Below are 16,418 nucleotides of genomic sequence, written 5' to 3'. Positions count from 1 at the left end.
TTGTATTGCAAAGTTTAAAACAAAAAATTTTATTTCCTCCTATTTATGGCCAGCAATACCCTGAGTTTTTTAACACCTATGCTTTTCAAAACCGCCGGGGACAAGGAATAACCAAATTCAAGCGTTTTTACACGCAGATAACTGGCGTTTTGTATAGCTTTTGTGCCCTGTGCCGCAGGTGAGCCCATTGCAGGGTAATACCCCGGTATCCATTGGGTATTGGGGTCAAAAACATTTGCAGAGGGGTCTGCAGTATGCCAGCTGTCCAGGAAGCGGGTTAAAGCGCTTCTGCCATACATCAGCGGCTCGGCAATTAGGCCAATAAATTAAATGGCTTATTATATGATTAAGCTGTATTGGTATAAATTTGTTCATAGCTTTATTTTAAAAGAGCATAAGTATAGAACTTTTTGCTGTCTTACATTTATCGCTTTGTACTCAAATGGAACAATATTTCTAAAATTAATTGTTTATTTATAAAACTAAGTGTTATTTCGATAATGATTATAAACAATGATTCTTTCTGTCTTTTTGAGCTTTGTTTAAAGGATTTGAAAGACTGAAGATAATACAAACGGTTTAATTTCTGTAATAACACCGTCAGCTTACCGAACACCGGGCTACTTGTTATTTATTCTTATTAATAAATCGTTGATATAAATGTGATGAAGAGATTTTGGTTGTTGGTATTGCTTCAGGTTTTTATTTCGATAAGTTATGGGCAGGCGCCCATAAAGAATAAAGTTTTGAAGTATTCACTAAAAGATGGTCTTTCTTTTGGTATCGTTAATAGTATTACCCAGGATGAAAAGGGTTTTATCTGGTTTGCCACAAACGACGGACTAAACCGGTTTGATGGCTCTACTTTTAAAGTATTCAAGGCGAAGCAAGGCGATTCTACTGCGCTGTCAAGTAACTATGTTCAGAAAATATTTTCGGATCACGCCGGTTATATCTGGGTATCATCAAGGGATGGCTTAAGCAAGCTGGATACAAGGAACGAAAGGTTTTATCATTACAGGTTTACATCCAACCGCACAAAAAAGAACGATGTGAACGACATCATACAGAGCAAAAATGGTAATTTTTGGATCTCATCGTATGGTTTGGGCATTACCTATTTTAAAGCAAAATCTGGTGCTTTTATTAGCTATAACAGGGTAAAGATGCCGCAGTTATCCAGCGACCGGATAGTTTCTATGCTGGAAGATTCGCAGGGACTGCTTTGGTTAGGAACCCAGGACGCCGGAATTAATGTATTTCATCAGAAAAATGGAATTATCACAGATAAGATTGATATCTCCTCGCAACTCCGCGATTTTTCCCCAGGAAGAATTAATGATATTTTTGAAGATCATCTTCACAATATTTGGATAGCAACGGGTAACGGCCTGATTCATTATAATCGGAATTTAAATAAGTTCATACGGTACCAAACCAGTCAAAAGAATATTAAAAGCAATAGGTATATCTCACTTATTGAAGATAAAGATAAAAACCTGCTTATCGGGCTCCAGGACGGCGGGCTGTATAAATTGCCATTGCAATCCGTTACCGATTCCGGTTTAAAAAACTTTTCACTTACACCCGTCACCGGTGATGATGGTTATAATATTACACAAAGATCAGTACAAACCCTATATGTTGACCGCGACCAGAATATTTGGGTTGGTACATATGGGGAGGGAATTTACATGATTAGCAGTATTAGAGAGAAATTTACGAAGATTCAAAAAAACAGATCTGATACTGTTGGTAAAAGCTTAATCAGATTTTATGGGATGTGCCAGGATGCAAACGGGTCGTTATGGTTTGGAACAGATGGCGATGGTATCTTTAAAGCTTTGCCAGATGGAAGTATTGCAAAACATTATTACGCAGATGGACGCCCGGGGAGCCTAACAGATAATGCTGTTTTATCCGGTTATCTCGACGGTGAAAATAATTTATGGTTTGGCACATATTCCAAAGGGCTCTTTCGCTATGATAGAAAAGCGGATTTGTTTGTCAATTATAATCATAGCGCCGGCGACAGTAAAACTATCGGCGGGAACGATGTCCGGGTTATTTATCAAGACAGCCATAAGAATTTATGGGTTGGTACTAATGGAGGCGGGCTTAGTCTTTTCAATCCGGACACAAAGAGCTTTACAAATTATAATCCGGGAAACAGCGCACTTAGTTCCTATGATGTAAGGGCAATAATTGAAGACGATAAAGGGAACTTATTTATAGGAACTTATGGCGGTGGATTAGACTATTTGGAGGTTCAAACTAAAAAGATCCGGCGATTTTTTAATTCCGCAGAAGAAAAGGCATACATGCCAAGTGAGGTTATTTTTTCATTATATCTGGATAATAAATATAGGCTTTGGATAGGTACGGAAGGTGATGGTCTTGTTATCTATAACTTTCACAATCGTACATTTAAGCAGTATAATGAAAGGAACAAACTGGCAAATAATACAATTTACGCCATTAAAAAGGCCGGCGATAATTCGGTATGGTTGAGTACAAATAACGGCATATCCAACATTGACCCAACAGCAGGCAAAGTATCGAATTTTGATCAATCAGATGGCTTACAGGCCGGACAGTTCAATGTAGGGTCTGTTATGTATGATAGCCGGAGCAGGCTAATGTATTTTGGAGGCACCGAAGGTCTTAACGTTTTTGAGCCAGAAAAAGTAAGCAAAAGCAATTTTAAACCTAAAGTTATCATAACGGGCTTACAGATTTTCGGAAAACCGGTTGAAGTGGGGGATGCCGGCGAAAATGGAGCTGTTTTGTCACAAACGATTAATGAAACTAAACAGTTGATTTTGCAACCCGATCAATCGGTGTTTTCCATTCAATATACTTCATTGAACTACGCTTATCCGCAAAAAGGAGCTTTTGCCTATAAAATGGAGGGATTGGATAAATCATGGAATTTTGTTGGTAACCAACGATCAGCAACATACCGGTACCTGGAACCGGGAGATTATACGTTCCGGGTCAAATGTTCCAATCAGGACGGCATATGGTTTGATGATTTTGGAACATTGCAAGTTAAAATTTTGCCGCCCTGGTATAAAACATGGTGGGCATATCTATGCTATATTGCAGGGGCAGGCCTTATTATCTATTATTATCGGCTTTACCGGGTAAACCAGTCCAGGTTGAAGTACGAAATAAAGATCACCCAGTTATCCGCTGAAAAAGACAGGGAACTGAATGAGCGTAAATTATCCTTTTTTACCAATATTTCCCACGAATTTCGGACACCGTTGACGCTTATCATAAACCCTGTTAAGGAATTACTATATCATGAAAACGAGATTGACACAAGTAGCCTTAATATAGTTTACCGTAATGCTAAAAGATTGTTAAGCCTGGTGGATCAGCTGCTTTTATTTCGTAAGGCCGATTCGGAGGTGGATGCATTAACTATTTTCCGGCTTAACATCGTTGAATTAAGTAAAGAAGTGTTTTTATGTTTTACCTATCAGGCAAAAGCTAAAGGCCTGTTTTTTGAATTCAATTGCGCAAATGAGCATATTGAAATATTTGCCGACAGGGAAAAGATGGAAATAGTACTTTTTAACTTGTTGTCAAATGCCATAAAATACACGCCAACCGGTGGAAGTGTAAAAATGGTGATCACGGAACAGGAAGCTAACGTGAACATTGAAATTATTGACACTGGTTATGGTATTAAAGAGGGGACGGGCGACAAGCTGTATTCACAATTTTACCAGGAGGAACATATCAAAAATCCTTCAACCGGCGGTTTTGGTATCGGTTTGTTCCTTGTTAAAAAGTTTGTGGAGGATCATTCCGGAAATATAAATTATGAAAGTGCTGTGGGGGGAGGAACACGATTTACGGTTACCTTATTAAAAGGAAAGGAACATTTAAAGAGCAATATCATTTTCGAAGACGATGAAACCAGTTCCGTTATTTTGCAGGAACTCGTTGAAAGCGAAATCGTAGACAATCCGGAAGAAGATGTCAATTTACTTTTTGAAGATGCTGACCTTAATGTCGATTTAAAGTCGATATTAATTATAGATGATAATAAGGATTTAAGAGAATATCTTAAAATGATTTTCAAACATGATTACAAAGTTTATTCAGCCGATAATGGTAAAGAAGGGCTGTTAATCACCAGGGAGCATTTACCCGATATCGTGATCAGTGATGTGATGATGGACGGAATGAGCGGTATAGAGCTTTGTGCTGCGATAAGGGAGGATATTAACATCAGCCATATCCCGGTTATACTCCTCACTTCAAGCTCATCTCCTGATATAAAATTAAAGGGTATTGAAGGCGGTGCGGATGATTACATTAGTAAACCTTTTGATAGAGAGATTCTTAAAGCCCGTGTAGCAGGTATTTTAAAAAACAAAAATACTTTGCAAAAGTACTTTTATAATGAAATTACGCTTAACTCAAGTAACCAGAAAATACCCGCTGAGTATAAAAACTTTTTAGAAAATTGTATAAAGATCGTTGAAGAAAATATCAAGAACCCCGACTTTGGTATTCAGATCCTGGCGAGGGAATTGGGCATATCAAATTCTACATTGTATAAAAAGGTCAAATTTATTTCGGGCCAGTCTGCCAACGGATTTATAAGATTTATCAGGCTAAGAAAAGCTGCGGAGATATTGATCAATACCAGGCATAATGTCTTTGAAACAACTTATCTTGTTGGAATCAACGACATCAAATATTTCAGGGAACAGTTTAAAAAGCTATTTGGCATAAATCCGTCCCAGTATATAAAAAAGTACCGAAAAAATTTTTCCGAAGATATGGTACATAATGAATTCAATAATACACTTAAAGATTTGCGGGAAGACTAAGAAGCTATTAATTTGATTTATTAAGTGTTCCATTTGAGCGCAGTGGAACACCCCGAACGCTTTGGAACGCATTGTGGCTGATTATCAACAACTTAAGATTTTTAAAAATCAACAAAGACCGGAACGCTTATACAGCTGATAATCAACATTATAAATCTAAAAATTAACTCCTGGTTAAAATAAAGCTAACGGACTGCAGTTCGATATCTGGATTTATCTCGTGCAAATACGCTAAAACGCAAAGTGATTTACTTCTTTTTTCTTTGTTAATTAATTTCTATATAGTGTTCCTGTCTTCACTATAAATACACTTTTTTGAAGAAAAATCAATTTATATCGGGATATATAGAGCCGGATTAATTGGAAACTTATCATCCGCCGATCTCACAAATCCGGCAAATTTTAGCCTCAATTTAAGAACCACAAAAGTTATAAATCAAAAACCTATAGTCTAACAGCACTTAGAAAATTGGAAAAAACAGTAATGACGCGTTTATTTTTAAACAGCCTCTAAGACTTTCGGTTACTAATACTTTCGGCATACGGTTCACCTGTGACGTTACAGGTACCCTTTGGCGGCAGGCATTTTCTAATAGTGTGTGTTTCATGATACGAAAATGATTTGGTATTTAAAAAGGTTATCGTTGGTAAATGAAGAATACCCTTGAAACAGTCTTGTTAATCCCGTCAGTATGTTCCTGCAGACAACCAATTCTTTTCTGAACTCATCAGGAATTCATTTAATATTCATTCACCGTAGGGAGTAAAGCTGATTTTTTTGTCGTTTTTATAGCTAAAATATCTTTTTACCCCTTTTTTTTTGACGATTAGCCACCCGTCGGTTATATGGATTTGATCGACCTTAGCTGCCATAAACCAAATTCTGCGTGCTTTATTTATTATTTGATTATAGCCAGCCAGGTGATAAACCATTGGCGGCTGAACAAATTGCACGTGTTTTTTTAATCAATAATTAACCCAAAAATTTAAAAACATGAGAAAAAATTTACTGAAGGAATTTTCACCGCATGGAAACGCAGGAAGAACTTTAAGTATACTGCTTGTTGGTGCTGTTGCCTTTTTATCCCCGCTGGGCGGGCATGCGAAGAGCCTGGGGCATGCAATAACAGCTGAAAGGCTGAAAAATGCGGACCTGACCATAACGGGTGTGGTAACAGATGAAAAAGGATTGCCACTTCCCGGGGTCACTATTCTTGTTAAGGGAACTACACAAGGTACGGTATCTGATAGTAACGGTAAATATTCTATAACTGTGAAGGATCAAAATGCTTATCTCGTATTCAGTTCTATCGGCTATGTGCCGCAGGAAATCGCGGTAAACGGAAAATCAGGCATCAATGTGCAAATGGTTGGGGATTCCAAGTCTTTGAATGAGATTGTAATTGTAGGTTATGGCTCACAGAAAAAAGCCACCCTTACCGGGTCAATATCACAGGTAAAAGGAGCTGAATTGGTTAAAAGCCCTCAGCCAAACCTTTCAAATGCATTGGCCGGCCGTTTCTCAGGAGTAATTGTAAATAACCGCAGCGGTGAGCCTGGTTATGATGGCTCAAACATAACCGTTCGTGGTTTGGCTACCACAGGTAACAACAACGTACTTATCGTAGTTGACGGGGTTCCCGGACAAATTGGCGGTTTGGAAAGGCTTGACCCTAATGATATCGAAAACATGTCGGTATTAAAAGATGCGTCGGCTGCCATCTACGGTAACAGAGCTGCTAATGGTGTTATTTTGGTTACTACCAAACGTGGTAAAACAGGTAAACCAACTATCAATTATAGCTTTAACCAGGGCTTTAGTTCTCCAACTCGTTTGCCTAAAATGGCTGATGCCGCAACCTACGCACAGATCATGAACGAGATCAATTATTATACAAGTCCTACACAGGGTTTAAACCAGTCTTACTCTGCCGAACAGATCCAAAAGTTTAAAGATGGATCTGACCCGCTTAACTATCCCAATACCGATTGGGAAAAACAAACCCTTAAAAGCACCGCATTACAAAATCAGCATAGCCTTTCTATCGGCGGTGGTAGTGAAGATGTAAAATACTTTGTGTCGCTGGGTACCATTTACCAGGATGGGATATACAAAAACGGCGCTACCAAGTATCATCAGTACAATTTCCGTTCAAATATTGATGCCAATGTTACCAAACGCTTAAAAGTGGGGTTATCCCTTTCGGGCCGCGAAGAAGACAGGGTGTACCCGGGGACAGGCGCGGGTAATGTCTTCCGTTCAGTATACAGGGGAAACCCTACCATTGGAGCCTATTTTCCCAATGGCTTGCCAACAACCGGTGTTGAAAATAACAACCCTGCAGTACAGGTAACCGATATTGGCGGTATAAACAAAAACCCAACACAGGTTTTCAATGGCATTTTAAGGGGTAGTTACGCTATACCAGGTATTGAAGGATTATCACTTGATGGTTTTTTCTCTGTTGATAGATCGGATGCTTTTGATAAAAACTTTAGCACCCCTTACATTTTATACAAATATGATAAGGCCACTAATACATACCCCAAAGTTGTGGTTGGCGGTAATAATAACAAAGCAACACTGTTTGAATCGCAGGACAATCAATCGCTAATTACCTCAAACATTAAGCTGAACTTTGTTAGGAAATATGGCTTGCATGACATCAACGCCTTTGTGGGTTACGAACAAAGCAAAACTCATCGTGAATATTTTGATGCAAGGCGTTTCAACTATCTGTCATCACAACTGCCCGAATTATCACAGGGCGGAAGTGCTGCTACTGACTACCTAAACTCCGGTTACAGTTCAAACTATAACCGCCGAAGCGTGATTAGCCGTTTGGCTTATGCCTATGACGAAAAATATTTGTTTGAAGGCCAGTTACGTGCTGATGGCAGTTCTATATTCCCTTCAGGAAAACAATGGGGTTACTTTCCTTCGGCTTCGGTTGGTTGGAGAATTTCCAAAGAAGACTGGTTTAAAAGCAGCGTCGGTTTTTTTGATGATCTGAAGATCAGGGCATCATACGGTTCATTGGGTAATGATAACGTTGACAACTTTCAATATTTTGATAATTATGTTTTGGTTGGTAACGGCTTTGTGGCCTATGATCCGTCCGCGAGTTCGAATATTATCCAACCTAATGTTAGCCTGAAAAAATTAGCAAACCCTAATATTACATGGGAAGTAGCCAAAAAACTGGATGTAGGTATTAACGCCACCTTCCTGCACAATTTTACCTTAGAAGCTATTTACTTTAAGCAAAAAAGGTCTGATATTCTTACAACAAGAAATGCTTCGCTTCCGGGCTCTTCGGGTATCGTAAACCCTTATAATGATGGATCAGCAACATACACGACATTAGTGCCATCTGAAAATATCGGTAAAATTAACAGCTCAGGTTTTGAAGCAACCTTAGGTTACAACCACACCGGGCAGGAATTTACCTGGGGTGTAAGCGGTAATATTACCTACGCCAAAAGCAAGGTAATCTTTATTGATGAAGCCAGCCGCACTTTAGATTACCAAAGAAAAACAGGCCGGCCGTTAAATACCTATTTGTTATACAACAGCATAGGCATTTTTCGCACCCAGCAGGAGATTGACAGCTACCCTCATGTACCGGGTACTAAGGTTGGTGACCTGAAATATCTGGATTATAACAAGGACAACCAAATAACCGCCGATGATGCAACCCGTAGTAAATACGGTAATGTTCCGCAAATTACTTATGGTTTAAGCCTTAACGCAGCTTACAAAAACTTTGATCTTTCGGTATTATTTTCAGGCCAGGCCCAGGTTAGCCAGTATGTTTTACCGGAATCCGGCAGCATTGGCAACTTTTACAGTAGCTGGGCCAATAACAGGTTTAGCCCAACAAACCCGAATGGTACTTATCCAAGGGTACCCGACCGCGCATCAAACGCCATCAGCGGCGGATTGTATCCAAACACCTTCTGGCTTAATGACGCATCTTTCGTTAGGTTAAAAAACGTTCAGTTAGGGTACAACTTTAACGGGCCTTTCCTTTCAAAAATTAAACTCTCTGGTTTGAGGGTATACGTAAGTGCATTTAACTTATTTACCATTACAAAAGTGAAGGATTATGATCCTGAAGGAACAACTGGAAGCGGCCAAAACTATTCGGACCAAACCAATAGTAGCGGCCAGTTTTATCCGCAACAGAGAATTATAAACTTAGGTGTTAACGTGAAATTTTAATCAGGACAGATAATGAAATTAAAATATAAAACCCCGCTGTATTTAATGATTGGCGGTATGCTGAGCATGACAGCATGTAAAAAAGAATTTTTAAATGTAAAACCAACGGATAGGATAGCAACATCGGCCATAGAATCAGATACGGCTGTTTTTGAAGCATTTGTAACCAATCGCTATATTGGCGAGAGATTGCAGGACAAAGAGGGTGACGGCTCCAACCCTGGTTTTGGCCGTGGTTTTGAATACAGCATGTGGAGCTCGCTTACTGATGAGTCTATCTATAACAATGACGATGCCACCTGGCTTGTGCAAAGAGGACAACTTGCTCCCGAAAATTTAGGCGGTGCCGGTGTACTTTGGGGCCGTAGCTACAGGAGCATCAGGGAATGTAATTACGCTTTAAGCCTTTTACCAAACATGCCTTTAAGTGCCGGGCATAAAACACGTATTGAAGGTGAGCTGAAATTTATAAGAGCATTCCGTTATCAGGATTTGATCCGCAACTATGGCGGCGTTGTTTTAATGGGCGATAAAGTAACTAATCTTACTGACAATTTGCAGGACCCTGCCTTATTTAAGCGGGCCAGCATTAAGGAAAGTATTGACTACGCTGCTGCTCAGCTTGATGATGCTGCTTCAAAGCTCCCCCTAAATAATGATGGTACCTGGATGTTAGGCCGTGCTACCAAAGGTGCTGCATTGGCTTTAAAATCAAGGTTGTTGCTTTATGCGGCAAGCCCGTTGTACAATGCAGGCACCTGGGCTAATGCTGTTACCGCGGCGCAGGCGGTTATCAGTTTGAATAAATATGGGATATATACCGGAGGGTATAGTAATCTCTTTTTAACAAATGAAACCAACGAAACCATTTTTGCACGTTTATACACCAAAAACGCTAACCATACCCACCTGGAAATTGCCAACGGTCCAAACGGTTATGGCGGCTGGGCTGGTAATACCCCGCTGCAAAACCTGGTTGATGATTATGAAATGATGGACGGTAAACCCATCACCGACCCCACATCCGGTTATGACCCTACTCATCCATATGTAAACCGCGACCCAAGATTTGCGGCAACCGTGCTTTACAATGGGGCTACCTACAGGGGGCAAACGATAGACGCTTTTGTTCCGGGAGGCAAGGACAGTAAGGATGGACCTGATAACTGGAATACCACTAAAACAGGTTATTATCTAAAAAAATTCATGAACGATGCATACCCGCTTCAAAACCCATGGGGTAATGCCGGTTTTCAGCCATGGATCTATTTCCGTTATGCCGAAATCCTGTTAAACTTTGCTGAAGCCGCGAATGAGGCGTATGGCCCCGATGTTATCCCGGCAGGGTCGACCATGTCTGCACGCGCAGCCATTAACCAAATCAGGTCGCGCCCGGGTATTAACATGCCCGATCTGGCCCCCGGCCTGTCACAATTGCAAATGCGCGATGCGGTGCGCTATGAGCGCCGTGTAGAGCTGGCCTTTGAAGAGCACCGTTTTTATGATGTTCGCCGTTGGAAGATTGCCGACGTTACCGAAAACAAGCCGGCCGCCGGGGTTATCATAACCAAAAACGCCAATGGCAGCTTTGTTTACACACCTAAAGTTGCGTTGGATGGCCGTTCCTTTGCACCCAAACACTACTGGCTGCCAATACCACGAGCCGAAATCCAGGCATCAGGTGGTCAGTTACAGCAAAACGCGGGCTATTAATAGTACTTTTATCGGGGGAAGGAACTTCTTGTTCTTTCCCCTTTTTTCAACCAATACTAACCTATAACAAATTATGAAGAACCTACGTATTTTATTATTGATGGGATGTTGTGTGGTGGCGGGCTGTAAAAAAGACATGATAGCGGTAAAGCAATCATCAACAGTTGAAGTAAAAACCGGAGAAAAACCGGTTAAAACAGACTCAACACCGGCAAGCGCGCTTAAAGGTGTTAACTGGGCGGCAGATGGCGATAACTTTAGTGATGGGATCCTGGTACTGAGCGGGCTGACTTCGTCAGACAGTTATGCTACAGTATCGGCGAAGGCTGATGCAGTATTATCCGGCATTCAAACCAATACCGGGGCCAATACGGTTAGGTTGCCGGTTAATTATTCAACCGTATCACAAGCCTGGTGGAACTCCTATACCGGGGTTATCGATAAAGCCCTGAGCAAAGGGATGAATGTAATATTAGGGTGTTGGGAAGCCAAATCATCCGAAGATGGGAAGATTGATAACACTACGGAGTTTTGGTCAATGTGGCAAACTATCGTTACCAAATACGGAGGTAACGCACATGTATATTTTGAGATTTTTAACGAACCTCATGGTTATTCTTTAACCGACTGGACTACAATTTGCGCCCAATGGTTAAGCAACTACCCTTCAATACCCCAGGGCCGGATCCTGATCAGCGGTACTTCTTATTCGCAGGATATTACAGGTGTAGGTGCCGACAGCCGTTTTTCTGGTTGCCTTTTATCCATACATGATTATACTTTCTTTAGCAACGGTACCAATACAACCGCGTTACAATGGGAAAACAGGTTGAAAGGTAACATAGGTAGCTACAGCAGCCGTGCGGTATTAACCGAATTTGGCGTACCTATGACCGGTGGTAAAAACTACACCGCTGCAATTGGTGGAGACGTGGAGATAGCTTATCTGCAGGGCCTCACCAACCAGGTGCGCTCCTTTGGAATGGGAGCTGTTTACTGGCCGGGTATCCGTACCGGTGATAGTTATAGTATCCAGCAGTTGAATGGTACCGGCACAAGTTTAACCGTATCCACCACAAATGCATCAGGCTTAAGCCGTATCAAATACAGCTGGGGCGTGGGCGCCGGAGGTACCGATACCTTTTATACAGGTGCATACTATCGATTTTTAAATTTAAACAGTGGCCTGGCGCTTGATGTTAATGGCGGTTCAACAGCCAATGGGGCGGGCATCATACAATGGCCGCAAAATGGCGGCAATAATCAGCAATGGCAAGTAACCAATAATGGCGGCGGCTATTATAAAATAACCAACCGTAACAGTAGCCTGGCGCTTGATGTTAACGGCGGTTCAACAGCCAATGGAGCGGGCATAATACAATGGCCATGGAATGGTGGCAACAACCAGCAGTGGCAGCTTACCGCAACCAGCGATGGCATATACAAGGCTATTAACCGTAACAGCAGCCAGGCGCTTGATGTTAACGGTGGCTCCGTAGCCAATGGTGCGGGCATAATACAATGGCCATGGAATGGTGGCAACAATCAGCAATGGCAAATTGTACAACAATAATAATTTTGCAATAAAACAGTGCGGCAGCGCACTGTTTTATTTAAATATGATGATACTAAAATCCACTATAAAAAAAATCTTCCTGGCTGTCATAGCTTTAGGGTTAACTGCTCCTTTTGCAATAGGCCAGGTTAAGGAGGTTACGGTAAATATCAATGTTTCAAAAACGTACCAAACCATCAGTAACTTTGGTGCGTCTGATGCATGGTCATGCCAGTTTGTTGGCAACTGGCCCAATGATAAACGAAACAAAATTGCCGATCTGCTTTTTAGCCGTGAAACATACGCCGACGGCTCGCCCAAAGGTATTGGCTTGTCGTTATGGCGGTTTAATATTGGGGCAGGCAGCACCCGGCAGGCAGATAAAAGCGGTATTAAAGACGAATGGCGCCGTGCCGAATCATTTTTAAATAACGATGGCAGCTACAACTGGCAAAACCAGGCCGGGCAGGTGTGGTTTTTAAAGGCAGCCAAAAAGCGGGGGGTGAATCAGTTCCTGGGCTTTAATAATAGCCCGCCGGTGCAGTTTACCATCAATGGTAAAGCTTATGCAAGCGGTGGTAAAGTAAATATTGCTGCTGCCAAATATGATGCCTTTGCTGCATACCTTGCAAAGGTGGTAAAAGGAGTGGAGCAGGTAAGCAAAATTGAATTTGATTATATAAGCCCTGTTAATGAGCCCCAATGGGACTGGAGTGATGGCGGGCAGGAGGGATGCCCCTATAACAATACGGAGGTAGCGGGCCTGGTGAAATCAATCAGCAAAGAGTTTGTGAAAGATAATATCAGGTCAAAAATTCTTATTGGTGAGGCAGGGAGCATTAACTATTTGTTTACCGCGGGTGATAAGCCAGGGAAAGGGCACCAGGTAAATGATTTTTTCAGACCTGGGTCGGCAAATTACATCGGCAACCTGCCGGCTGTAAGCAAAACAATAGCGGCGCACAGCTACTTTACCACATCTCCGATGGTATCAGCAGTAAAAGCCCGTAAAGCGCTTGCAGATAGTGTAGCCACTATAAAGGGGCTTAATTTCTGGCAATCGGAATATTGTATTTTAGGCGATAATGCAGGTGAGATAGACGGTAACAAACGCGATCTCGGTATTAATGCTGCGCTGTACTTAGCCTCGGTGATCCATACCGACCTAACTGCTGCAAATGCATCGGCCTGGCAATGGTGGACGGCTATTTCGGCTTATGATTATAAGGATGGCCTCATTTATATAGACAAGAATAAAACCGATGGTAATTTTTATACCAGTAAAATGCTTTGGGCCATGGGGAATTACAGCAGGTTTATACCCCCGGGTTCTGTAAGGCTTGATGCCGAAGTTACCGCCGCGGGAGATAGCCCCTTGCTTGTTTCCGCATATAAAAAGGGGAAGAATTTAACTGTAGTAATTATCAACCCTACCGCGGATAATGTAATTGCCGGGTTCAACACAAACAATGCCAGGGTTCAATTTACCTCCTCATACATAACGTCGCAGGCAGATGAACTCAAAGCCGATAAAATATTAGGAACTAAGAATATAATACCGGCCCGCTCTATTATAACGTTGACCGGTGCTATCGAATAAAATGTTATTCTATCTCAAATGAAAAATAAAATCTATCTGTTTCTGTTTTTTACCGGGATATTGTTTCTCCCGTTCATACTCAGAGCCCAGGACACAGGTAAGCCTGTCTTATTTAATTCTGCCTGGAACTTTCACAAAGGCGACATCAGTACAGGTATTAATGGTCTTGCAGCAGAAAGCCAATGGAAAACAATTGACTTACCCCATGACTGGAGTATCGAAGGCCCATTTAATGATGAATGGGCAAGTGCCACCGGCTACTTACCCGGCGGCATAGGCTGGTATAAAAAAAGTTTTACTGCCAATAGCAGTTGGCAGGGCAGGCAGGTATATATTTATTTTGATGGGGTGTATAAGAATAGCGAGGTGTGGATAAACGGCCATTACCTGGGCAAGCGTCCTAATGGTTTTATTCCGTTTAAATATGAGCTTAGCCCTTATTTGAATTTAAATGGTAAAAACACTGTAGCCGTTAAGGTTGATCACAGCGAATTTGCCGACTCAAGATGGTATACCGGCTCGGGCATTTACCGGAATGTTTATCTTATTGTTAAAAATAAGATACACGTTGACCCATGGGACGTGGCATTTTCTACACCAACGGTTTCGGCAAATCAGGCTACTGTAAAGGTTAAAGTAAATATTACCAACAACACTGTAGGTGATGCAAATGTGACCGTAAAGGTGAACTTGTTTAACTACAAGTCTAAAGCGGTTGTATCTGTACAAAAACAGCTTAAGGTAAAGGCCGGAAAACAGGAGGTGGAGTTCGGACAAAAAATAGCTGGCCCAGAATTGTGGGACACCGAAAATCCTCACCTGTATAAACTCCATGTATCGCTTAGCCGCAATGGCAATTCCATTGATGAGGTAACACAGAATGTAGGTATTCGCAGTATCCGCTTTGATAAAGATAAGGGCTTCTTTTTAAATGAGCAAAGTACCAAGCTGAAGGGGGTATGTATCCATGATGACGCGGGTGCGTTGGGTGTGGCTGTCCCGCAGGAAGTTTGGGTGCGCCGCCTTAGGATATTGAAGGATGCAGGTGTTAATTCACTTAGATTGAGCCATAATCCCCACGCTGATTATTTATATGATCTGTGCGATAAAATGGGTTTTTTGGTAATGGATGAAGCCTTTGATGAATGGGAAATAGGCAAAAATAAATGGGTATCCGGCTGGAATGCAGGCACACCCTCAAAGAATGGTTATCATGAATATTTTAAAGAATGGGCCGATCGCGATATTCATGATATGGTGCTGAGGGCACGTAACCATCCCTCCATTATTATGTGGAGTATCGGTAACGAAATTGATTACCCTAATGACCCTTATACGCATGAAATATTAAACACCGGCCGCAATCCGCAGATCTACGGGAAAGGGTACCTGGCAGACCATCCTGCCGCCAGCGGGCTTACTACGATAGCTAAGCAACTGGTTAAAGCCGTAAAGGCTGTTGATGAAACCCGCCCGGTAACTGCTGCATTGGCAGGTGTGGTAATGTCGAACGAGGTTGGTTTCCCGGATGTACTGGACGTTGTGGGCTATAATTACCAGGAATACCGCTATCCGGATGATCATAAAAAATATCCCGGCCGAATCATTTACGGCAGCGAGAACGGTATGCAACAACAGGCCTGGAACGCTGTTGACAGTAATGAATATATCTCGGCCCAATACCTTTGGACAGGGATTGATTACCTTGGTGAAGCCGGCAAATGGCCTCAGCGCAGTAATGGCGCCGGCCTTATTGATTTGGCCGGCTTTAAAAAGCCCGAGTATTTTTTCAGGCAAAGCCTTTGGGCTGCTAAGCCGATGGCCTACATCGGCACGCGTGAAATTACCAGCACCGATGGTAAAGGTATCTGGAGTCACCGTACAGCCGAGCCGGTTTGGAACTGGCAGCCAGGCAGTAAAATAAAGATAGATTGCTTTACCAACTGCCAGGAAGCAGAGCTGTTTCTGAATGGCCGATCGTTGGGTAAACAATCGCGGAGTGCGGCAAAAGGACAGGTACCTTCATGGTCGGTAGACTATCAGCCAGGTGAGCTTTTAGTTAAAGGATATAACAACGGCATTGAAGTATGCACCAATACCATAAAAACAGCCGGCGAGGCTTACCAGCTTAAAGCTATAGCTGATAATACCGTATTTGCCAGCAGAGTAAAAGGTTTAAGCCAGGTTGAAGTATACATAACTGATAAAAATGGCAACCCTGTATTTGCCGCGGATGACGAGGTAGCGGTATCAATTATTGGTCCGGCTAAATTATTGGGATTGGAAAATGGAAGCAACAGCAGTCATGAAAGCTACCAGGCCAGTCAACGAAAAGCGTTGCGCGGACGTTTGTTAGCTTATATACAAACTACGGGTAAGCCGGGAAACGTGAAAGTGCAGTTCAGCGCCGGTAGCCTCAAATCATCAACCATAACATTAACCGTAAAATAGCCCTTACATAATCCCTTATAA

The 16,418-nt window shown here is 41.9% G+C and carries 7 protein-coding genes; 6 read left to right on the top strand and 1 reads right to left on the bottom strand.

Annotation, left to right across the window (positions count from 1 at the left end; all coding sequences use genetic code 11):
* Positions 1-29: 29 nt before the first annotated feature.
* On the bottom strand, positions 30-299 hold the full coding sequence (locus AC1DO4_RS22370; protein WP_477419790.1) for a hypothetical protein: 270 nt from the start codon (positions 297-299) through the stop codon (positions 30-32).
* A 366-nt stretch (positions 300-665) separates the two neighbouring features.
* Here AC1DO4_RS22370 and AC1DO4_RS22365 point away from each other — a divergent pair, with 366 nt between their 5' ends.
* From AC1DO4_RS22365 to AC1DO4_RS22340, 6 genes are all read left to right on the top strand, one after another.
* A complete protein-coding gene (locus AC1DO4_RS22365) occupies positions 666-4,853 on the top strand; it encodes a hybrid sensor histidine kinase/response regulator transcription factor (protein ID WP_477419789.1) in 4,188 nt (1,395 codons plus the stop codon).
* 994 nt (positions 4,854-5,847) lie between these two features.
* Positions 5,848-9,078, top strand: coding sequence for a SusC/RagA family TonB-linked outer membrane protein (locus tag AC1DO4_RS22360; RefSeq protein ID WP_477419788.1), 3,231 nt, complete (start codon positions 5,848-5,850; stop codon positions 9,076-9,078).
* Positions 9,079-9,090: 12 nt separating this feature from the next.
* A complete protein-coding gene (locus AC1DO4_RS22355; RefSeq protein ID WP_477419787.1) occupies positions 9,091-10,791 on the top strand; it encodes a RagB/SusD family nutrient uptake outer membrane protein in 1,701 nt (566 codons plus the stop codon).
* Positions 10,792-10,864: 73 nt separating this feature from the next.
* Positions 10,865-12,364 (top strand): RICIN domain-containing protein, encoded by a 1,500-nt coding sequence (locus tag AC1DO4_RS22350; RefSeq protein WP_477419786.1) that lies wholly within the window; start codon positions 10,865-10,867, stop codon positions 12,362-12,364.
* Between the two features lie 46 nt (positions 12,365-12,410).
* Complete coding sequence (locus AC1DO4_RS22345; RefSeq protein WP_477419785.1) at positions 12,411-13,946, top strand: glycoside hydrolase; 1,536 nt, start codon at positions 12,411-12,413, stop codon at positions 13,944-13,946.
* A gap of 18 nt (positions 13,947-13,964) precedes the next feature.
* Positions 13,965-16,397, top strand: a complete 2,433-nt coding sequence (locus AC1DO4_RS22340; RefSeq protein WP_477419784.1) for a glycoside hydrolase family 2 TIM barrel-domain containing protein — start codon at positions 13,965-13,967, stop codon at positions 16,395-16,397.
* Positions 16,398-16,418: the final 21 nt, after the last annotated feature.

This window comes from Mucilaginibacter sp. P5_A6, from assembly GCF_056400585.1.
This window is presented reverse-complemented; position numbering and strand designations above follow the sequence as displayed.